Origin of the sequence: Rhizobium mayense, from assembly GCF_030272705.1 — a bacterium.
Lineage (GTDB): Bacteria > Pseudomonadota > Alphaproteobacteria > Rhizobiales > Rhizobiaceae > Rhizobium > Rhizobium mayense.
In genome coordinates, this window is sequence record NZ_JARFYM010000002.1 from 268,279 (window position 1) to 290,249 (window position 21,971).

Genomic DNA, 21,971 nt, shown 5'->3' on the forward strand with positions numbered 1-21,971 from the left:
CAAGCGCCTTGACATCCGCCAAGCTCGACTCAAGTTTCATAAACGAACCAGCGCTTAAATATCCTATTGAATATCAATAGTATTTTGCGCCGTGCGGTTAAGTTACTTGACGAGCCTCACCTTGATCGAGGCCGCACCGCTACTCAATCGCACAATGCCCGTCTTTCGAATTTCAATTGCTTCCGAAAGATCAGAGCCAATTGACATCATCTATTTTATATGAAAAAAATTACATTGCCAGAAAAAAATTACGCACACCATGATATCTTTGTGTTATAAGGTGATCGCGGGTTAAGGCGGGCAAATTCGAGCTTATTGAGGTTTCGGCGCGTGCGCGGTTCAATGAAGGCGATAAGGCGCCGCCCAGCGTGCCGTAGTCATCTTGGGCATGCGGCATCAAGAGGGCTGTGGAGGAACGAGGAATGGTTATGACACAGGAATTGGCCGCCGCTGAGGCACGTCTTGACGCGCCGGAGCTGTCGCTCGATGCTTAACAACGAAACGATCATCATCGGAATCGATGCGGGAACCTCCGTCATCAAGGCCGTAGCCTTCGAGCTTTCGGGCCGACAGATCGCATTCGCCTCCGCGCGCAACCAATACACGATGGGAGACGACGGCTCCGCGACACAACCGCTTGGGCGAACATGGTCGGACTGCATCAGCGCCCTGCGCGGGCTCGCCGACAAGGTTAGCGACCTTGCCGCGCGTACCGCCGTCATCGCCGTAACCGGCCAGGGCGACGGCACATGGCTCGTCGGCTCCGGCAACATCCCCGTCGGCGACGCCTGGCTTTGGCTGGATGCGCGGGCAGCCTCGACCGTTAATCGCCTGAATAGCCGTCCGGACAATCGTGCACGCTTCGAGGCAACCGGCACCGGGCTCAACACCTGCCAGCAGGGCCCTCAGCTCGCGCATATGGACCGTTATATGCCGGAGCTTCTCGATCGTGCCGAGACGGCCCTGCATTGCAAGGATTGGCTCTACCTCAATCTCACTGGCGTTCGCGCGACCGACCCGTCGGAGGCAAGCTTCACCTTCGGCAATTTCCGCACGCGTCGATACGATTCCGTCGTCATCGATACGCTCAGCCTCAATCACAGGAAGTCCCTTCTGCCCGAGATTATCGAAGGAACCGAGATCACGCATCCGCTGTCGGCGGATGCGGCAGGCGCGACCGGCCTGTTGGCCGGCACGCCGGTCTGCCTCGGTTATGTCGATATGGTCATGACGGCGCTCGGCGCCGGAGTTCGAACCGCCGGCCAGAATGCCGCTTGCTCGACAATCGGTTCCACGGGCGTGCATATGCGCGCCAAGGCGGTCTCCGACGTCCAGCTCAATGCCGAGGGCACCGGCTATGTGATCACCCTGCCGATACCCGGCATCGTCACCCAGGTTCAGACCAATATGGGCGCGACGATCAATATCGACTGGATTCTGCAGATTGCCGCCGACCTGATGTCGGAAGCCGGCAAGCCGGTTGCCGCCTCCGACCTCATTTCGCGGATCGATGCATGGTTTGCTGAGAGCCGCCCCGGCTCCATTCTCTATCATCCTTATGTTTCCGAAGCGGGAGAGCGCGGCCCCTTCGTCAACGCCCACGCCCGTGCCGGGTTCACCGGTCTCTCCATTCGCCACGGTTTTCCAGATCTAATTCGCGCCGTTGTCGAAGGGCTCGGCATGGCGACGCGCGATTGTTACGCGGCCATGGGAAACATGCCGCTTGAACTGCGCATAACGGGCGGAGCGGCACGTAGCAGCGCGCTGCGTCAATCGCTCTCGGCCGCGGTCGACGCGCCGGTCAGGATTTCCGAACGCCAGGAGGCGGGAGCCGCCGGTGTCGCCATGATGGCCGCGGTCGCAATCGGTGCCTACGCGAACATGGACGACTGTATTGCCGAATGGGTGACGCCGCTGCTTGGCGAAGCCGAAGCGCCCGACGCGGAACAGGCGCGCCGCTGCGATCGATTGTTCGCCGCTTATGTGGACGTACGGCAGGCGATCACTCCCGCATGGGACATGCTTGCCGCGCAGCCATGAGGATAGGCAAGCCACCCGCATGGGCAGACAGATGATTTTTGATGCAGAAGGCATCTTAAGGAGCTTGAAATGACTGAATCCGAAATCCTCGATCTGTTCGTGATCGGAGGCGGTATTAACGGCGCAGGCATCGCCCGGGATGCAGCCGGTCGAGGCCTCTCCGTCATGCTCTGCGAGAAAGACGATTTGGCTGAGGGCACGTCGTCCCGCTCTGGGAAGCTTGTTCACGGCGGCCTGCGTTATCTGGAATATTACGAGTTTCGCCTGGTGCGCGAAGCCTTGATCGAGCGCGAGGTCCTGCTGAACTCCGCAAGCCATATCATCTGGCCGATGCGTTTCGTGCTGCCGCACAGCCCGACGGATCGCCCAGCCTGGCTCGTCCGCCTCGGCCTCTTCCTCTACGACCACCTGGGCGGCCGCAAGCGGTTGCCCGGCACCCGCTCTCTCGACCTACGTCGCGATCCGGAAGGCGCACCGATCGTCGATCAATATACCAAGGGCTTCGAATATTCCGATTGTTGGGTCGACGATGCGCGACTCGTGTTGCTGAATGCGCTCGATGCGGCCGAGAAGGGCGCTCAGATCCTGACGCGCACTGCCTGTGTCAGCGCTCGCCGCGAGAACGGCAGCTGGGTCGTCCAGATGCGCGACCAGCGCTCCGGCGACCTGCGCACGGTGCGGGCACGCGTCCTTGTGAACGCTGCCGGCCCATGGGTCAACGATATCATCGGCCGCGTCGCCGGCTCCAACAGCCAGCGCAAGGTCCGGCTCGTCAAGGGCAGCCATATCATCGTCCCGAAATTCTGGAGCGGTCAGCATGCTTATCTGGTTCAGAACCATGACCGGCGCGTGATCTTCATCAATCCTTACGAGGGAGAGATGGCCCTTATCGGCACCACGGATATTCCCTACGAAGGCAAGCCGGAAGAAGTGAAGGCCGACGAGCAGGAGATGGACTATCTGATCGCCGCCGTGAACCGCTATTTCAAGGAAAAACTGCGCCGTTCCGACGTGATCTCAAGCTTCTCCGGCGTGCGTCCATTGTTCGACGATGGCAAAGGCAACCCTTCGGCTGTGACGCGCGACTATGTCTTCGATCTTGACGAGACCGGCGGTGCGCCAATGCTCAACGTTTTCGGCGGCAAGATCACGACTTTCCGCAAGCTGTCCGAACACGCGCTGCAGAAGCTCGCCAAGTTCTTTCCCAAGATGGGCGGCGACTGGACCGGTGCCGCGACATTACCCGGCGGCGACATTCCGAATGCCGACTACACCAGCTTCGCCGACACGCTGCGAGGGGCCTATCCCTGGATGCCGCGCACGCTCGTGAATCACTACGGCCATCTCTATGGGGGACGGACCAAGAGCATCGTGGGCGACGCCACATCGCTCGCCGGCCTTGGGCGCCATTTCGGCGGCAATCTCTACGAGGCGGAGGTGCGCTACCTTGTTACTTACGAATGGGCACAGACCGTGGACGATGTTCTCCTGCGGCGCACTAAGGAAGGCCTGCATATGACCGCTCAGGAGAAAGCGGATTTCTCGGCTTGGTTCGAAAGCGAACTGGCTCTGGCCGCCTGAGATATCCAAGGAGCCGACTCTATGCCATTGACACTTTCGCTCAACACCAATCCGCTTGTGAACCGTTTCGCCGAGCCGGACGACCTCATCGAGACGGTTGCGCGCGACCTCAGAATCCGCGATCTGCAATTGACGCATGAATTCATCAATCCGAGCTGGCGGGCGCCGGTGATCCGACGGCTGACCCGCACGATGCGGGCGGCGTTAGAGCGCACCGGCGTTCGCGTCACCTCGGGCATGACCGGCCCCTATGGGCGCCTCAACCATTTCGGCCATCCCGACGCCGATGTTCGGCGCCACTATGTCGACTGGTTCAAGACCTTTGCCGACATCATCGCCGATCTCGGCGGCCAGTCGGTCGGCACGCAATTCGCTATCTTCACCTACAAGGATTTCGACGATCCGGCACGGCGGGAGAGCCTCATCCAGGTTGCGATCGATTGCTGGGCCGAGGTTGCCGAGTACGCGCGTTCGGCCGGCCTTTCCTATGTATTCTGGGAGCCGATGAGCATCGGCCGCGAATTCGGCGAGACGATCAGCGAATGCATCAAGCTGCAGGACCGCCTGACGGCGACCAATCTCGCGGTGCCGATGTGGATGATGGCCGATATCGATCATGGCGATGTCACCTCGGCAAATCCCGACGATTATGATCCCTATGCCTGGGCGCGCGCCGTTCCCGAGGTTTCTCCGATCATCCACATCAAGCAAAGCCTGATGGACAAGGGCGGCCATCGGCCGTTCACAGCGGAATTCAATGCGAAGGGCCGCATCCAGCCGGCGCCGTTGCTGCAGGCATTCAAAGAAGGCGGTGCCCAGAACAACGAGATCTGTCTCGAGCTGTCGTTCAAGGAACGCGAGCCCAATGATCGTCAGGTTGTCTCCCAAATCGCCGAAAGCATCGCCTTCTGGGCGCCTCATATCGACACTGGCGCAGGCGATCTGCGCATCTGATAGTTGCAAGAACCACGTAGGGCTTTACGACATCTCGTCACGGCATCGAATTTGATTCTCGATCAGCAATGCCGCAACAGCAATGAAGCCAAATGCGGGACGGAATGGAAGGGGACAATTGATGGTCGATGCGGATGAGTCGCTCGCCGTGCGCGCCGCCTGGCTGCACTATGCGGGCGGATTGACACAGTCGGAGGTGGCCAAGCGCCTTGGCGTGCCCTCCGTCAAGGCCCACCGCCTGATCGCACGGGCGGTGGCCGAAGGCGTGGTCAAGGTGACGATCGACGGCGATATCGTCGAATGCGTGGAGCTCGAGACCCGGCTGGCGGAACGTTTCGGCCTGCAATATTGCGAGGTGGCGCCGGATCTTGGTGAGGAAGGTTTCGAGTTTCGTGCTCTTGGGCAAGCCGGTGCCGGCTTCCTGAAGCGGGAGATCGAGCGCGGCGACAACAAGGTCATCGGCCTCGGCCACGGTCGAACATTGTCATCGGCCGTGCACCATATGCCGAGGCTCAATGCGAAAGGCCTGCGATTTGTCTCTATGCTCGGCGGGCTGTCGCGAAACTATGTGGCCAATCCCTATGACGTGATGCACCGCATCGCCGAAAAGACCGGCGCGCATGCCTATATGATGCCCGTGCCGTTTTTTGCCAATACGGGCGAAGACCGCGAGGTTATGCTTGCGCAGCGCGGGGTCAAAGAAGTGTTCGATCTTGCCAACAATGCCGACCTCAAACTTGTCGGTCTCGGCACGGTCGATACCGATGCGCAGCTTGTCCTCTCGGGCATGGTTGAGCCGCGCGAAATCGCGGAAATCGCAGCCTCCGGCGGCGTGGGCGAAATTCTGGGACATTTCTTCGACGCTGACGGGCGCATTCTCGAGACGACGCTGACGGCGCGAACCCTGTCGGCCTCCTTGCCGCGATCGAAAACCGAAAGGCTGGTCGCCTTGGCGGGCGGCGTTGCGAAGGCCGAGGCCATCCGCGCAGTCCTCAAGAGCCGCTGTCTTTACGGCCTGATTACCGATGAACGAACTGCCCAGGCGCTTCTGGACCCTGCCGCAATCACATAGAATTATAACAAAGTAACAAAATTTACGTGGAAATTTGTGATAAATGTGTTATATTATTGGGTATGTGATCGGGAGAAAACCGGGGCGCCAAGGTGAAGCGAGAAGAACGGCAACAAGCGATCATCAATTTGCTCATCGAGCATAAGAGCGTCGACCTCGACGACTTGGCCGATCGCTTTGCCGTATCGAAGATGACCATTCATCGCGACCTCGACGATCTCGAACAGGCGGGCGTCGTCCGCAAGATCCGAGGCGGAGCGACGATTGACGCTGGAGTGCAGTTCGAAAGCGACTTCCGCATCCGCGAACGCCAGGGAAATGAAGCCAAAGTCGCCATGGCGCGTCGCGCGCTGGAGCTTGTCGAACCGGGCATGACCGTCATGGTCAACGACGGCTCCATGGCCGCCGTTCTCGGCGAAATGTTGTTGCAGAAACGGCCGCTGACGCTGATCACCAACAATGCCGCAATCATCGAAAGGCTGAAGAACGAAAGCGCCATCACGCTGATTGCGCTGGGCGGCATATATTCTCCGAAGTTCAATGCGTTCTTGGGCGTGGTAACGGAGGAGGCGCTGTTTCGCCTCAGGGCGGATATCGCCTTCATCTCGACGCCCGCTGTTTCCGGCACCCTTGCCTATCACATGGACGACAACGTCGTGCGCGCGAAGCGGGCGATGATCGCCTCTGCAAGCAGGACCTGCCTGCTGGTCAATCACCAGCGCATAGGACATACCGCCCTGCATGTCATGGCCGATCTCGCCGATTTCGATGTCATCATTACCGACAGCGCTCCCGAGCCTGCCGCTGTCGAGCAGCTCGCACGCGCCAACATCAACCTGACCATCGCCTCGAACTGGGAGACGACATGAGCGCCACACCTCGATTCTGGATTGGAACCAGTTGGAAGATGAACAAGACGCTGGCGGAAGCCAGCAGTTATGCCGATGCGCTACGTGCCGCCGATGGCGAACGGGATCCGCGGATCCAACGTTTCGTCATTCCGCCGTTTACGGCGGTGCGTGAGATCAAGGCTCTGCTTGCCGACACCTCCGTCAAGGTGGGAGCGCAGAATATGCACTGGGCCGATCAGGGCGCCTGGACTGGCGAGATTTCGCCTCTTATGCTCAAGGATTGCAATCTCGACATCGTCGAACTCGGACACTCCGAACGCCGCGAGCATTTTGGCGAGACCAACGAGACGGTCGGTCTGAAGACCGAAGCCGCTATCCGCCATGGCCTGATCCCGCTCATCTGCATCGGCGAGACGCTGGCCGACCGGGAAAGCGGTCGGGCAACGGACATTTTGAAAACTCAGGTTCTCGGTGCTTTTTCGAAGCTGTCCGAACCGCAGAAGGGTGCGCAGATCCTTCTTGCCTACGAACCTGTCTGGGCAATCGGCGAAAAGGGAATTCCCGCCTCGCCTGACTATGCCGACGCACGCCACGCCGAGATCGTATCCACCGCGCAAGCCGTGCTCGGTCGCCGAGTCCCCTGCCTCTATGGGGGATCGGTCAATCCGGGGAACTGTGAAGAACTTATAACGTGCCCGAACATCGACGGGCTTTTCATCGGTCGCTCGGCCTGGAACGTCGAGGGTTACCTCGGCATCCTCGCCCAATGCACCGCCAAACTCCAAGGAGACGAACGTTGAAGATTGCAATTGCAGGAGACAGTGCGGGCGAAGGCCTCGCAAAAATTCTCGCCGAGCACCTCAAGGGCCGCTACGACGTGCAGGAAGTTTCGCGTACGGACGCGGGTCCCGACCCGTTCTACGCGAATCTTGCCGATCGCGTCGCCTCGGGCGTTATCGATGGCACCTATGACAAGGCAATCCTCGTCTGCGGCACCGGCATCGGCGTCAACATCTCGGCCAACAAGGTGCCCGGCATCCGCGCCGCGCTGACGCATGACACCTATTCGGCCGAACGCGCCGCACTGTCGAATAACGCGCAGATTATTACGATGGGCTCGCGCGTCATCGGGCCGGAACTTGCCAAAGCCATCGCCGAGACCTTCCTCACACACACATTCGATGAAGAGGGTCGCTCGGCCGGCAATGTGAAGGCCATCAACGAACTCGACGCGAAATATAACGCGCGTTGATTTGGACTGTGCAGGCATTGCCGTGTGTCGTAGCTTCCAGTCGACACGCGGCAATGACGCCTCAATAATCCAGGAATAACGTAGCCGCGCCAATTCCTCAGGGAATTGCAGCGTAGCGCACCAGATGAATCGCCGCGCGTCACGACACCTGCCGTTGGGGATGACAACGCCTGGTTCGTCAGCTATAAGGTCCCTGCGACTCATGAGGGAGATCAGTTAGATGAGAAAATTCGGCACCCATCAGCGCTGAACAGCGACGCCGAATGCGGACTGCTGTTCAGTCCATCCTTGTCTAACAAATTGATCTCTCGTGCCCTTGGAGGGCATCCATGTTTCGTCGCTTCTTTTCCTATTATGCGCGTTACAAGACCCTGTTTTTTCTCGATTTTGGCTGCGCGGTCGTCGCTGGCCTTCTCGAGCTGGGCTTTCCGCTGGCGGTCAAGCTCTTCGTCGATGAGCTGCTGCCAGGCCGTGACTGGGGTCTGATTGCCGCAACCGCTGCGCTGCTATTGATCGTCTATGCGCTTAACACCGGCCTGATGGCTGTGGTCAACTATTGGGGCCATGCGCTGGGCATCTCGATCGAATCCGACATGCGCCGCCAGGCCTTCGACCACATCCAGAAGCTCTCGTTCCGGTATTTCGACAACAACAGAACCGGGCATCTGATCACCCACGTCACCAAGGATCTCGAGGAGGTGGGCGAAATGGCCCACCACGGGCCCGAAGATGTCTTCATCGCCATCATGACCTTCGTCGGCGCCTTCCTGCTGATGTTTTCGGTGCAATGGAAGCTGGCGCTGCTGACGACGATCATCGTGCCGTTCATGACCTGGCTCGTCAGCCGTTACGGCGCCAGGATGACATTGAACTGGCGCAGCCTGTTCAACAAGGTGGGAGACTTCAACACCCGAGTGCAGGAGAGCGTCGGCGGCATCCGCGTCGTCAAAGCTTTCGCCAACGAGGATTACGAAAGCCGGCTCTTTGCCCGCAGCAACGAGGACTACAAGGCCACCAAGCTCAACGCCTATGCCTATATGACGGCCAGCGTCGCGCTCAGCTATTTCAGCACGCGCTTCGTGCAGCTCGTGGTCATGGTGGCTGGAACCTGGTTCGTGGTTTCCGGCGAACTGACCTATGGCGGCTTCGTCAGCTTCCTTCTCCTGATCAATGTCTTCTTCCACCCGATCGACAAAATCACCACGGTGCTCGAAATGTATCCGAAGGGCATCGCCGGCTTCAAACGCTTCCTGTCGCTGATCGACACGCAGCCCGACCTCGCTGATCGCCCCAACGCGATTGCGGTCGACCATCTCAAGGGCGATATCGTCTACAAGAACGTCAGCTTCGGCTATTCGGATCACGGCACGATCTTCGAAGGCCTGAACCTGCAGATATCGGCCGGAGAAACCGTGGCCTTCGTCGGTGCTTCGGGGACTGGCAAGACGACGATCTGCTCGCTGCTGCCGCGCTTCTACGATGTGACAGCTGGCAGCATCACCATCGACGGCATCGACATCCGCGACATGACGCAGGCCTCCCTGCGCAGCCAGATCGGCATCGTGCAGCAGGACGTCTTCCTATTTGGATCGACCATTCGCGAGAACATCGCCTATGGGCGGCTTGGCGCGAGCGATCAGGACATCATGGAGTCACTGCGTCGCGCATCGCTCGACGAATTCGTCTGCTCCCTGCCGGACGGTCTCGACACGGCGACTGGCGAACGCGGTGTGAAGCTCTCGGGCGGGCAGAAGCAGCGCCTGTCCATCGCGCGCATTTTCCTCAAGAACCCGCCGATTCTCATTCTCGACGAGGCAACGTCGGCGCTCGACACGGCAACTGAGTATGCCATCCAGCAGGCGCTGGCAGAGCTCTCGAAGGGACGCACGACCCTCGTGGTGGCGCATCGGCTGGCGACCATCCGCAATGCGGATCGCATCATTGTCATGGGATCGAACGGCATCGTCGAACAGGGTACGCATGCTGAACTGCTGACCAGCGGCGGCCGCTATTCACGGCTTCACAACGCCCAGTTCGGCGCATTCTCGCGATAAAGACGCGCATTTTCATGATCGAGCCCGGCCTCGGTCGATGAGCATCGACTGTAGCTTATGATCCAAGGGCGGTTTCCTCGGAACCCGCCCGTTTCATTTGGTGGCCTAGCGATCCTTTTCGCCGCCATCGGTGAGGCCCGTACGAGTGAAGCGATCGCCTCATCCTCATCCGCCAACCGCCATCTCACATAGTTCCGGCGAACCCGCCGCCGCGACATCATAAGATGGTTTCGAAAAAAGCGCTGGTGAACGACAAAAAACGATTGACCTGATGGCAGATGTCAGACCAATTTATGACATGGCAAAGACAATGCTCACCCCTCTCCCGTCGATCGACCGGACGCGCCAAGTTATCGACGCGCTGTCCGATTTCATCGAGTCCTCCAAGCTCCAGGCGGGCGACCGGCTGCCGACCGAGCGTGAGTTGGGGGCTGCCCTCTCCGTGGGGCGCTCGACGGTCCGGGAAGTGATCACGCATTTCCAGGCATTGGGTGTGATGGAAACCCGCAAAGGCAGCGGCACCTATCTGCTGAAGCCGGTTTCGAAGGCGACCATCCATATGCCGTTGTCTCTCGACACGGCACATCTGCGCGATGCGCTGCTACAGACGCTTGAGGTTCGTCGCGGCATCGAATGCGAGGCCGGAATGGTTGCCGCCAAGAAACGCACGACCAAGGATATCGCGATCATCGAGGAGAAGCTCGACGAGATGGAGCGCGTCCATATCGCGAAGGGCACCTCCGGTCCGGAAGATCTTGCGTTTCACCTTGCCGTCTACGACGCCACCCACAATCCGTTGTTCAAGCAGCTTCTCGAACAGATGCGTGGAACTTTCGAGCGCTTCTGGACCCACCCCTTCGACCGGCAGGACTTTGCCCGCCGGTCCTTTCCCTTTCACCGCACGCTGTTCAACGCAATCGTCGCCCGGGATCCCGAGGCGGCACGCGCCGAAACATTGAAAATTCTCGACGTCGTCGAGGAAGACATCAAGGAAATGTCCAAATGACTGACGGGCTAGAGCCGTTCGAACTCGCTTCTCTGATCACGGCCCATGACGACGGCAATTTCGCCGAGGCCGTGGTGCCGCCGATTTTTCAGACATCGCTTTTCACCTTTGCCGATTACGACGACATGATCGCTTCCTATCGCGGCGAGAAGGTACGGCCGATCTATACGCGCGGCCTCAACCCGACCGTGCGCATGTTCGAGGAAATGCTGGCGAAGCTGGAAGGCGCAGAGGATGCACTCGGCTTTGCGAGCGGCATGTCAGCTATCTCGTCGGCCGTGTTGAGCTTCGTCGAGCCCGGCGATCGGATCGTGGCGGTCAAGCATGTCTACCCGGACGCCTTCCGCCTCTTCGGCACGATCCTGAAGCGCATGAAGGTCGAGGTAACCTATGTCGATGGCCGCGACGAGGAAGCCGTTGCCAAGGCGCTGCCCGGCGCCAAGGTTCTTTATCTAGAAAGTCCGACGAGCTGGGTGATGGAAGCCCACGATGTCGGTGCGCTCGCGGCGCTCGCCAGGCAGCATGGCGCCGTTTCCATGATCGACAACAGTTGGGCCAGCCCCTATTTCCAGCGGCCGTTGACGCTTGGCGTCGATCTCGTCATCCACTCCGCCTCCAAATATCTTGGAGGCCATAGCGACGTCGTTGCCGGTATTGTCGCCGGCTCGAAGCAGATGATTGCGCGCCTGAAGGCCGAGGCATACCCTTATCTCGGCGGCAAGCTTTCGCCTTTCGACGCCTGGTTGTTGATCCGTGGCCTTCGCACTCTGCCGATCCGCATGAGGGCGCATGAGACGGCCGCGATGACGATCGCCAAACGGCTGCAGGAACTCGATGTCGTCGAACAGGTCTGCCATCCGGGCCTTGCCAACCGATTGCCCGCCGGCCTCAACGGCACCTCGGGCCTGTTTTCATTCATCTTCCGCGAAGGCGTCGATATCCGCGCCTTCGCCGATCACCTCAAGCTCTTCAAACTGGGTGTGAGCTGGGGTGGGCACGAAAGCCTGATCGTACCGGGCGAGGTCGTGCTTCAGCAGAAGGCACAGCCGAATTCCGCGCATACCTTTGGTATCAACGCGCGGTCCGTACGTCTCCATGTCGGTCTCGAAGGAACCGAGGCATTGTGGAGAGATATCGAGGAAGCGATCGCCGCCGCCTCATAAGAGCATCAACCTAAGAGGAACACCTAAAAAGGGGAACTGAGCATGAAAATGAAAACACTGATCACCGCAACACTTTTCGCCACGATGATGGCGGGTACGGCACTCGCCGACACCACGCTGAAACTCGTCGAAGTCATCACCAGCCCGGAACGCACCGAGACGCTCAAGTCGATCGTCGCCAAGTTCGAGGCAGCCAACCCCGGCACGAAGGTCGACATCATTTCCTTGCCCTGGAACGAAGCCTTCCAGAAGTTCGCGACCATGGTTTCGGCCGGCGACACGCCGGACGTGATGGAAATGCCCGACACCTGGCTGTCGCTCTACGGCAACAACGGCATGCTCGAAAGCCTGGAGCCCTATCTCGCCAAGTGGGAGCATACGAAGGAACTGACGCCTCGCGCCCTGGAACTCGGCCGCGACGTTAAGAACACGGCCTATATGCTGCCTTACGGCTTCTACCTGCGCGCCATGTTCTACAACAAGAAGCTCCTGCAGCAGGCCGGCGTGAGCGAGCCCCCGAAGACGCTGGACGATTTCGTCAAGGCATCCGAGGCGGTCTCCAAGCTTCCCGGCAAATACGGCTACTGCATGCGCGGCGGCCCCGGCGGCCTGAACGGCTGGATGATTTTCGCGGCCTCCATGGCCGGCGACAACAAGTACTTCAAGGATGACGGCACCTCGACGATGAACGGCCCGGGCTGGGCCAAGGGCATCGAGTGGATGGTCGACCTCTACAAGAAGGGCTATGCGCCGAAGGATAGCGTCAACTGGGGCTTCAACGAAGTCGTCGCCGGCTTCTATTCCGGCACCTGCGCCTTCCTCGACCAGGATCCGGATGCCCTGATTGCAGTCGCCGAGCGCATGAAAAGCGATGACTTCGGCGTAGCACCGCTGCCGAAAGGACCGGATGGCAAGTCCTTCCCGACCATCGGCTACGGCGGCTGGTCGATGTTCTCCAGCAGCCAGAACAAGGATCTTTCCTGGAAGCTGATCGCAACGCTCGAAGGGCCGGAAGGCAACCTCACATGGAACAAGAAGATCGGCGCACTGCCGGCCTATACCGCCGCTGAAAAGGACCCCTTCTACGCCGGCGACCAGTTCAAGGGGTGGTTCCAGGAACTGGCCGATAAGAACACGGTTCCGACCGTCATGCCGACCTATCTCGAGGAATTTGCCTTCTTCAAGGATTCGCTCGCCATCAAGACGTCGCAGCAGGCACTGCTCGGCGATATCTCGGCAAAGGATCTGGCTGATCAATGGGCCGATTATCTGACCAAGGCGCAGCAGAAGTTCCTCGCCAAGAAATAAGTTCGCCCCCCGGCGGCGGAGCAATCCGCCGCCGTTTTTCCGCACATGAAACAGACGGCGTCCGAACGCCGCGAACGGGAACTTTGGCCGATGACCATCACCGCCGACATGCTCGACAGGCGTCACGACCGCAGGCCGTGGCTGAAGCGCCTTGCCGATGCCTCGGAGCCCTACCTCTATAGCGCCCCCGCGCTCATCCTCATTATCGCCGTCATGCTGGTGCCGCTCGTAATCGGTATTTCCTACGCATTTCGGGATATCCAGCTGCTCAACCCGTTTTCCGGCGGCTTTATCGGCCTGCAGCATTTCCGCGATCTTTCAAAGGACGGCGCCTTCTACTGGGCGCTGAAGAACACGCTCTGGTGGACCGGCGCGTCGGTCGTTTTGCAGTTCATCTTCGGACTGATCCTTGCCCTGCTGCTGGACAAGCCGTTTTTCGGCAGGGCGATCGTCCAGGCACTGGTGTTTCTGCCGTGGGCTGTTCCGTCCTTCCTTGCCGGCTTGAACTGGGCATGGCTTTTCAATCCCGTGATCGGGCCTATTCCGCACTGGCTCTTCGATCTCGGCCTGATGAAGGAGCCGGGCAATATCCTTTCGGATCCCCAATATGCGATGTGGGGACCGATCGTCGCCAATGTCTGGTGGGGTATTCCCTTCTTCGCCATCACATTGCTCGCCGCTCTCCAGGCAATCCCGCGCGATCTCTATGAAGCCGCTTCCATCGACGGTGCGGGCTGTTTCCAGCGCTTCCGTTCGATCACGCTCCCCTTCCTGGCACCGACGATCGCCATCACAGTGCTGCTGCGCACGGTCTGGATCTCGAACTTCGCCGACCTGATCGTCGTAATGACGGGCGGTGGGCCGGCCGACCGCACCCAGATCGTCGCAAGCTACATCTTCACCCAGGCCTTCAAGCGGCTCGATTTCGGCTATGCCTCGGCCATCGCGCTGGTGCTGCTCGTTCTGCTGCTCGCCTATTCCATGTTGATCATCCTGCTGCGGCAGACCCTGCTGGCCAAGGATTGAACCATGAGACGATCAATCATCCCCACCATTGCGCATCGCCTGGCAATCCTTTGCTACGTGGTATTTGCGCTCTTCCCGCTCTTCTGGCTGCTGAAGGTGTCGGTCACGCCGAACGACCTGCTCTATACGGAAGGCGTACGTATGTGGCCGTCGCGCACCACGTGGGAGCACTACGCTTTCGTGCTGCAACACAGCGACTTTCCCACATTCTTTGAAAACAGCCTGATCGTCTCGGCCTCGACGGCGATCGCCGTGACCATCTGCGCATCGCTTTCCGGCTACGCGCTCTCGCGCTTCACCTTCCGCGCCAAATACTGGATCGTTGCCCTAATGCTGCTGACGCAGATGTTTCCGCTGGTCATGCTGGTGGCGCCCATCTTCAAGATCCTGACGCCGCTGCATCTGACCAACAGTCTGACCGGCCTCGTCATCGTCTACACGGCTTTCAACGTGCCCTTTGCCACCTTCCTGATGCAGTCCTTCTTCGACGGCATCCCGAAGGACCTCGAAGAGGCGGCGATGATCGACGGAGCGACGCAGTTCACCGCGTTCCGGCAGATCATTCTGCCGCTGACCCTTCCCGGTATTGCCGCCACACTTGGTTTCGTCTTCACGGCCGCCTGGAGTGAGTTGCTGTTCGCGCTGATGCTCATCAATGGCAATCAGGCAGCGACCTTCCCGGTCGGGCTTCTCACCTTCGTTTCGAAATTCTCCGTGGATTTCGGGCAGATGATGGCCGCGGGCGTCATGGCGCTCATTCCGGCCGGCCTCTTTTTCCTGCTCATCCAGCGTTATCTCGTGCAGGGCCTGACGGCCGGCGCGGTCAAGGGATAGTCAAATGGCATCGATCGATATCCAGAACGTCAAGAAAGCCTATGGCCACGTGCAGGTGCTGCACGACATCGATCTCAGGATCAAGGATGGCGAATTCGTCGTCCTTGTCGGCCCGTCCGGCTGCGGCAAGTCAACGCTGCTCAGGATGATCGCCGGTCTCGAGGACATTAGCGGCGGCGAGATCCGCATTGCCGACAACCGCGTGAACGAGCTTCATCCGAAGGACCGCGACATCGCCATGGTGTTCCAGTCCTATGCGCTCTATCCGCATATGAACGTCGCCGGCAACATGAGCTACAGCCTCAAGCTCCGGAAGATCGCGAAGGACAAGATCGGAAAAGCCGTCGCGGCCGCGGCGTCGAAGCTCGGGCTCGACCCGTTGCTCGAACGCCGTCCAAAGGCGCTTTCCGGCGGGCAGCGCCAACGCGTCGCGATGGGTCGCGCCATCGTGCGCCAGCCGAAGGCCTTCCTATTCGACGAGCCGCTTTCGAACCTTGACGCGCGCCTGCGCGAACAGATGCGAGCCGAAATCAAGAAACTGCACGGTGATCTCAAGGCGACCTCGATCTACGTGACCCACGATCAGATCGAGGCGATGACATTGGCGGACCGGATTGTTGCCATGCATGGCGGTGTGGTCCAGCAGGTCGGCAGCCCGCTCGAGCTTTACGATCGCCCCGCCAATCTCTTCGTGGCCGGCTTCATCGGCTCGCCCGGCATGAATTTCCTGGACGCGACTTACGAGGCCGGCGGTTTGAAACTGAAGGACGGAACCATCGTCTCGCCTTCGGTATCGCCGAATCTGCCGGCCGGCGCCAAGGTGACACTCGGGATTCGGCCGGAACACGTGGTGCTATCGGCTGACAACTCCGGCATCAGCGCCGATGTGGAGCTCGTAGAGCCCACCGGTTTCGGCATTATCCTCCATCTTTCGCTCCACGGCCTGCCGTTCAAGGTCTTCACGCTCGATCGCGAGGTGCTGAAGGCGGGGCCGACGGTGAAGGTGATATTCCCGCCGCAACAGGTGCATGTCTTCGACAGCGAGGGAAAACGGGCCGCATAGCAACGTCTCAGGAGGCTGCAATTGCCGCATTGAGCTTGCTCGGCTAACGTCTTAGGAACGTTGTCGGCAAGCGGGCATGGGGACGTCAGTGGGAAAGAAGCTCTCGGGGACAACGCAGTGGATGGTGCGCATCTTGTGCGCTCTCGCGCTGACGTTCGTCGGCTTCGCCCATCAGTCGCCCGTTTCCAACACCGATGAGCTCACGCCCGCCCAGCTGGCGCAATACCAGCTACCGGACGGAACCCTGCCGGTTCTGTGCGTCATCTACAAGGGGACGGACGGCAAGGAACACGCCAAGACGCATGCGCCGGGATGCGAGGCATGCCGGATCGCTGCGGCGACCTTGCTTCCCGCGCCGCCGACGGATGTTTGCGAGCATCTCGCCTCTATCGACCATGACGTGCTCGCACCGAGAACCGAAGCTTTCCATCGCAAGCTCTATCCGCCGAACACCGGCCCCCGCGCGCCACCCTTCCAACAGATCCTTGCCTGAGCCTGCGTTGCGGCGGGTGCCGTGACGCTTTTTATCAACGGCGGCCGAAGATGCACGAGACCTGATCGTGCCGGCTGCGGGTGGATTGCCTCATGTTGATTGTCGGACGCGAAACCGGTTGCCTCGGCATCCTGAATGCGTGGCACATCCGCGTAAGGCGCTGTCGAAACGATCGCTCCTCCCGGCAGACATTTTTCCCCACGTCGCCGTCCAATATGTGAAGGGAAAATCCAATGTTCACTAAAGACCAGAGAACCCGTGGATCATCAACCAGAAGGAAGATCAACATGCCCCGGACGAAGAAGCTCGTTCTTATTGCCGCCGCAGCCAGCCTTGTATTTGCCGGCCAGGCATTCGCCCACGCCCAGCTCAAATCGGCCGTGCCGGCTGCAGACAGCACGGTGAAACAGGCACCATCAGAACTCGACCTTACCTTCACCGAAGGACTGAACCTCAAGTTCAGCGGCGTGAAGGTCACCGGTCCTGGAAAGGCCGCGGTAAAGACAGGCGAAGGCATGCTGATGAACGGGGATAGCACGCTGATGGTCCCGATCACTGACAAGCTGACAGCCGGCAAATACACGGTGGAGTGGCATGCCCTTTCCGCCGACGGCCATAAGACCAACGGGACCTACAGCTTCACCGTCGCGCCATAGCACCGCCGATACGGCGGCGATCCGCCTGATCGCTTGATGCCATACGCTGGCCCGTGCGATCAGGCTGATCTTTTCGGCGGATACGGTTTACCAAACGTATGGAACGAACCGATATCGCACGCGCGCCGCATAATCTTGATAGCCGCTCAGCTCCGCGGTTAAAGCACGCTCCTCATGCACCGCCCGCCAGGCGATACCCAAGATGAACACTGCGGAGAATGCGAGGCCGCGCCAGGAGCCAAGCATTAGCGGCATGCCAATAAGGAAAAACAACGCGCTCGCATACATCGGGTGACGAACAATGGCATAGGGGCCGGTATCGATCACTTTCTGATCTTTTTGGATCTTCACCACCGGCGCAGCAAAGGCGTTCTCGCGAAACGTCCACCAGGTGCCGAGCATGTTGACCAGCATGCCAAGCCCGCCAAGCACTTGAAGCCATGGCGGCACCGCTCGGAAGCCGGTCCGAGCCGCGTCCCAACCCATGAAGTACAGCCAGCCCAAGAAGGCAAAAACGAAAAACGTCAGCCAGACGCGATCCCATGGCTTTTGATCACGCTGTAGCGGGGATGCCATACGTTCACGCAGCAGCCGCGGGCTATGCTTCGACAGCCACAGGATCATCGCTAAGCCGCCGAACACGAAGAAAGCAATCAAGACCCAGGCGCCCGGATAAACCAGCGTACCCGCCGGCCAGAGGATCAGCCCAGCAATGAAGATCGACCAGGCCAGGAGCTGGAGCAAATAGATCGCCATGGCGCACTCCAAAAACCATCAGCAGGAGAAACCGGAGGCGCACCTAGAAACAAGCACGCTTCTCCCAACAACGCCATTTTGACCAATAAATAAAATCAATTCGACGTTGATATTGTTCCTCGCAGAATGCGACCGGATTCCTATGCTGTCGCGATTCCGAATGCAGCCGCCTTAGGGTAGACCAATTCCTCAAAGGGTCCGATTCCGGGATATGCGCTTGTCAGTCCCGGTATTGAATGTCATTGGTCGAGTCGTCAGCTAATTCACAAGCAGTTCTCCAAATGAAACTTGATGCAATCGATTTGCGAATATTGGACGCCATTCAACGGGATGGCCGCATCACCAAACTGGCGCTCGCGGAAAAGGTGGGGCTTTCGCCGACCCCTTGCTGGCTTCGCCTTCGCAAGCTGGAGAAGGCCGGCATCATTACCGGCTATCATGCCCATCTGTCGGTTCGCCGGCTCGCGGCGGTTGCAAGCATCATGGTCGAAGTCACACTCGCCAACCATCGCCAGAGCGACTTCGAACGTTTCGAACGAGCTATCTCCACCATTCCCGAAATTGTCGCCTGCTGGTCCGTCGGCGGCGGCGTCGATTACATTCTGAAGATCATGACGCCCAATATCGATGCCTATCAGCGCCTGATCGATAGCCTTCTGGATCGCGATCTCGGCATCGAGCGTTATTTTACGTATATCGTGACGAAGACCGTCAAGGACGAGACCGTTCTTCCGATCGCCGATCTCCTTTCCACCGAGCCTCAGGGCGACGAATAGAGAATCTCTCTACGACTACCCTGCTCTTTAGGCCCTTCCTCTCTTCCAGTCGCAACCAATGGACAATCTCTCGCGGCACTCCGTGAGAACATTGAGGCACCTGGAAAAGAGAGGTTTGCCGATGACCGCACTGCGCGCCCGACCCACCTATCATGAAGCCCTATCTCGATTGAACGACCGGCATTTGCTGCGAGACCTTTCCTATGTCGGCGGCCGATGGGTCGCCGGCAAGACGGGCGCGAGCTTCAACGTCGCCGATCCTGCCTCTGTTACGACGCTTGCCTGGGTCGCAAGTCTCGGTAGGGATGAAACAATTGAGGCGATCGATACCGCGGCGGCCGCGTTTCCAGCCTGGCGCTCGCTCCTGCCGCAGCAGCGAGCATCGATCCTGCGCAAGTGGCATGAGCTGATGCTTGCCGCGAAGGAGGATCTGGCGCTGATCATGACGCTGGAACAAGGCAAGCCCCTCGCCGAATCCCGCGGCGAGATCGACTATGCTGCCGGCTTCATCGAATGGTATGCGGAGGAAGCCAAGCGGATCAATGCCGAGAGCGTCACCAGCCACCTGCCGGACACGGAAATGATCGTCCGCAGGGAGGCATTGGGTGTCGTCGGCATCGTTACGCCCTGGAATTTTCCCTCCGCCATGCTCACCCGCAAGGCCGCGGCAGCCCTCGCCGCTGGATGCACCGTCGTTGCCCATCCATCGTCCGAGACGCCGCTGTCGGCGCTTGCCCTTGCCGAACTCGGTGAGCGTGCCGGCCTTCCCGCCGGCGCCTTCAACATCGTCACCGGCGACGCCTCAACGATCGTCGGCGCTCTCTGCGAGGATGCCCGGGTGCGGGCGCTGAGCTTCACCGGCTCGACCGGCGTCGGCAAGCTGATTGCCGGGCAATGCGCTGCCACCATGAAGCGGCTGGTGATGGAGCTCGGCGGGCATGCGCCCTTGATCATCTTTGACGACGCCGACCTCGATCGCGCCGTCGACATTGCCGTCAATGCCAAGTTTGCGACGTCGGGCCAGGATTGCCTGGCCGCCAACCGCATCTTCGTGCAGCGCTCGATCATGGAACCCTTCGCCGCGGCCTTTGCCAAGCGGATAGCAGCCCTGAAGGTCGGTGACGGACTGACGGACGCCGTCGATATCGGCCCGCTGATGCACGAGCGAGCCGTGGCGAAAGTCGAGGAACATGTGGCCGATGCGCTGAATCGTGGCGCAAGGCTTGCCGTCGGCGGAAAGCGTCATGCAGCAGGGCCGCTCTTCTTCGAACCGACGCTGCTGGTAAATCCGTCACCGGCTGCGTTGATCATGCAGGAGGAGACCTTCGGACCGGTCGCCGCGGTAACGTCATTCGACACAGAGGCCGAGGTCGTCGCGCGCGCCAACGATACCGAATACGGGCTCGTCGCCTATGTCGTGACGCAAAACGGCGCCCGGCAGATGCGCCTCGGCCGGGCTCTGGATTACGGCATGGTGGCGATCAATCGCGTCAAGATCACCGGCGGACCTGTTCCCTTCGGTGGCTGGAAGCAATCCGGCCTCGGCCGGGAGGGCTCGCGCCACGGCATCGAGGCTTTCACCGAGCTCAAGTATCTCTGCATCGACACGGCTGCCTGACGGGCCTCCCACTCTCAGCACAAGGAAAAATATCATGTTGGACAAACGGAACGAACTGAATGCGTGGGACAGGGATCACTTCTTTCACCCTTCGACCCACATGGGTACGCATGCGCGCGGCGAAACGCCGACCCGAGTCATCGGCGGCGGCGAAGGTGTCTACATTACCGACACCAACGGCAAGAAGAGCCTCGATGCCTTTGCCGGCCTCTACTGCGTCAATGTCGGCTATGGCCGGCAGAAAATCGCTGATGCCATCGCCGAACAGGCAAAGAACCTCGCCTACTACCACGCCTATGTCGGACACGGCACGGAAGCGTCGATCACGCTCTCCAAGATGATCATCGACCGGGCGCCGAAAGGCATGAGCCGCGTCTATTTCGGCCTTTCCGGTTCGGACGCCAACGAGACAAACATCAAGCTCATCTGGTATTACAACAACATCCTCGGCCGGCCGGAAAAGAAGAAGATCATTTCCCGCTGGCGCGGCTATCATGGATCAGGCGTCATGACCGGTAGCCTCACCGGCCTCGAACTCTTCCACAAGGCTTTCGACCTGCCGCTCGAACCCATTCTGCATACCGAGACACCCTACTTCTTCCGCCGACCTGATCGGTCGATGAATGGGGAACAGTTCGCGCAATATTGCGCGGACAAGCTCGAAGAGATGATCCTGTCCGAAGGTCCGGAAACGGTCGCGGCCTTCATCGGCGAGCCGATCCTCGGCACCGGCGGCATCGTTCCGCCGCCGAAGACCTATTGGCAGAAGATCCAGGCCGTGCTCGACAAGTACGACGTCCTGCTCGTCGCCGATGAGGTCGTCACCGGCTTTGGCCGCCTCGGAACGATGTTCGGCTCGGACCATTACGGCATGAAGCCGGATCTGATCACCATCGCCAAGGGTCTGACCTCGGCCTATGCGCCGCTTTCCGGCACCATCGTCTCAGACAAGATGTGGCAGGTGCTCGTGCAAGGTTCCGATCAGCTCGGCGCCATCGGCCATGGCTGGACCTATTCCTCGCACCCGATCTGCGCGGCTGCGGGCATTGCCAATCTCGAACTGATTGATGAACTCGGCATCGTCGAGAATGCCGGTTCGACCGGTGCCTACTTCCGGTCCGAACTTGCCAAGGCCGTCGGCGATCACAAGCATGTCGGCGAGGTCCGGGGCGATGGGCTCATGGCGGCCATCGAGTTCGTCGAAGACCGGGACGACCGCAAGTTTTTCGATCCGGCGAAGAAGATCGGCCCGCAAATCGCGGCAGCTCTGCTCGAGCGCGGCGTGATCGGTCGGGCTATGCCTCAGGGAGACATTCTCGGCTTTGCGCCTCCCCTGTGCCTGACGCGCGACGAAGCTGATATCGTCGTCAAGGCGACGGCGGAAGCGATCAAAAGCGTATTTTCAAACCTGTGATGCGGTGCCAGTAGGCGCGAGGCATAAATGAGGATCGCTCAGTCTGTTGTTGAC

Annotated in this window: 20 protein-coding genes; 19 read left to right on the forward strand and 1 reads right to left on the reverse strand. The window is 59.9% G+C overall.

Annotated features, from left to right (window positions below):
- Nucleotides 1-486: 486 nt before the first annotated feature.
- From PY649_RS03930 to copC, 16 genes are all read left to right on the forward strand, one after another.
- A complete protein-coding gene (locus tag PY649_RS03930; RefSeq protein WP_285866851.1) occupies nt 487-2,040 on the forward strand; it encodes an FGGY-family carbohydrate kinase in 1,554 nt (517 codons plus the stop codon).
- Between the two features lie 69 nt (nt 2,041-2,109).
- Nucleotides 2,110-3,621, forward strand: coding sequence for a glycerol-3-phosphate dehydrogenase (locus tag PY649_RS03935; RefSeq protein WP_285866852.1), 1,512 nt, complete (start codon nt 2,110-2,112; stop codon nt 3,619-3,621).
- A gap of 21 nt (nt 3,622-3,642) precedes the next feature.
- On the forward strand, nt 3,643-4,575 hold the full coding sequence (locus PY649_RS03940; protein ID WP_285866853.1) for a sugar phosphate isomerase/epimerase family protein: 933 nt from the start codon (nt 3,643-3,645) through the stop codon (nt 4,573-4,575).
- A gap of 121 nt (nt 4,576-4,696) precedes the next feature.
- A complete protein-coding gene (locus tag PY649_RS03945; protein WP_285866854.1) occupies nt 4,697-5,647 on the forward strand; it encodes a sugar-binding transcriptional regulator in 951 nt (316 codons plus the stop codon).
- A 92-nt stretch (nt 5,648-5,739) separates the two neighbouring features.
- The gene (locus PY649_RS03950; protein ID WP_285866855.1) at nt 5,740-6,516 is read left to right on the forward strand and encodes a DeoR/GlpR family DNA-binding transcription regulator; all 777 of its coding nucleotides are present in this window, start codon (nt 5,740-5,742) and stop codon (nt 6,514-6,516) included.
- Nucleotides 6,513-7,298: a triose-phosphate isomerase gene (locus PY649_RS03955; RefSeq protein ID WP_285866856.1), complete on the forward strand. Its 786-nt coding sequence runs from the start codon at nt 6,513-6,515 to the stop codon at nt 7,296-7,298. Before PY649_RS03950 ends, PY649_RS03955 begins: the two co-directional genes overlap by 4 nt.
- Nucleotides 7,295-7,750: a D-erythrulose-4-phosphate isomerase gene (gene derI / locus PY649_RS03960; protein ID WP_285866857.1), complete on the forward strand. Its 456-nt coding sequence runs from the start codon at nt 7,295-7,297 to the stop codon at nt 7,748-7,750. The genes PY649_RS03955 and derI overlap by 4 nt, the downstream gene beginning before the upstream one ends.
- 329 nt (nt 7,751-8,079) lie before the next feature.
- Nucleotides 8,080-9,804 carry an ABC transporter ATP-binding protein gene (locus PY649_RS03965; protein ID WP_285866858.1) on the forward strand — a complete coding sequence of 575 codons (1,725 nt, stop codon included), beginning with the start codon at nt 8,080-8,082 and terminating at the stop codon, nt 9,802-9,804.
- A gap of 310 nt (nt 9,805-10,114) precedes the next feature.
- A complete protein-coding gene (locus PY649_RS03970) occupies nt 10,115-10,810 on the forward strand; it encodes a FadR/GntR family transcriptional regulator (protein ID WP_285866859.1) in 696 nt (231 codons plus the stop codon).
- On the forward strand, nt 10,807-11,973 hold the full coding sequence (locus tag PY649_RS03975) for a PLP-dependent transferase (RefSeq protein WP_285866860.1): 1,167 nt from the start codon (nt 10,807-10,809) through the stop codon (nt 11,971-11,973). Before PY649_RS03970 ends, PY649_RS03975 begins: the two co-directional genes overlap by 4 nt.
- 48 nt (nt 11,974-12,021) lie before the next feature.
- A complete protein-coding gene (locus PY649_RS03980) occupies nt 12,022-13,281 on the forward strand; it encodes an ABC transporter substrate-binding protein (RefSeq protein WP_285867185.1) in 1,260 nt (419 codons plus the stop codon).
- Nucleotides 13,282-13,371: 90 nt separating this feature from the next.
- Entirely contained in the window at nt 13,372-14,307 is a 936-nt protein-coding gene (locus PY649_RS03985) for a carbohydrate ABC transporter permease (RefSeq protein WP_285866861.1), read from the forward strand.
- Between the two features lie 3 nt (nt 14,308-14,310).
- Nucleotides 14,311-15,141 carry a carbohydrate ABC transporter permease gene (locus tag PY649_RS03990; RefSeq protein WP_285866862.1) on the forward strand — a complete coding sequence of 277 codons (831 nt, stop codon included), beginning with the start codon at nt 14,311-14,313 and terminating at the stop codon, nt 15,139-15,141.
- 4 nt (nt 15,142-15,145) lie between these two features.
- Nucleotides 15,146-16,204 (forward strand): ABC transporter ATP-binding protein, encoded by a 1,059-nt coding sequence (locus tag PY649_RS03995; protein WP_285866863.1) that lies wholly within the window; start codon nt 15,146-15,148, stop codon nt 16,202-16,204.
- 76 nt (nt 16,205-16,280) lie between these two features.
- Entirely contained in the window at nt 16,281-16,697 is a 417-nt protein-coding gene (locus PY649_RS04000) for a hypothetical protein (RefSeq protein WP_285866864.1), read from the forward strand.
- 287 nt (nt 16,698-16,984) lie between these two features.
- On the forward strand, nt 16,985-17,353 hold the full coding sequence (gene copC, locus PY649_RS04005) for a copper homeostasis periplasmic binding protein CopC (protein WP_285866865.1): 369 nt from the start codon (nt 16,985-16,987) through the stop codon (nt 17,351-17,353).
- 87 nt (nt 17,354-17,440) lie between these two features.
- Here copC and PY649_RS04010 read toward each other — a convergent pair whose 3' ends face one another.
- Nucleotides 17,441-18,109, reverse strand: coding sequence for a methyltransferase family protein (locus PY649_RS04010; RefSeq protein ID WP_285866866.1), 669 nt, complete (start codon nt 18,107-18,109; stop codon nt 17,441-17,443).
- Nucleotides 18,110-18,390: 281 nt separating this feature from the next.
- Here PY649_RS04010 and PY649_RS04015 point away from each other — a divergent pair, with 281 nt between their 5' ends.
- The 3 genes from PY649_RS04015 to PY649_RS04025 all read left to right on the forward strand — a co-directional run bounded on the left by PY649_RS04015 (nt 18,391) and on the right by PY649_RS04025 (nt 21,917).
- Nucleotides 18,391-18,885: an Lrp/AsnC family transcriptional regulator gene (locus tag PY649_RS04015; RefSeq protein WP_285866867.1), complete on the forward strand. Its 495-nt coding sequence runs from the start codon at nt 18,391-18,393 to the stop codon at nt 18,883-18,885.
- A 121-nt stretch (nt 18,886-19,006) separates the two neighbouring features.
- Nucleotides 19,007-20,503, forward strand: a complete 1,497-nt coding sequence (locus tag PY649_RS04020) for an NAD-dependent succinate-semialdehyde dehydrogenase (RefSeq protein WP_285866869.1) — start codon at nt 19,007-19,009, stop codon at nt 20,501-20,503.
- Between the two features lie 34 nt (nt 20,504-20,537).
- Entirely contained in the window at nt 20,538-21,917 is a 1,380-nt protein-coding gene (locus PY649_RS04025; protein WP_285866870.1) for an aspartate aminotransferase family protein, read from the forward strand.
- The last annotated feature ends 54 nt before the right edge of the window (nt 21,918-21,971 follow it).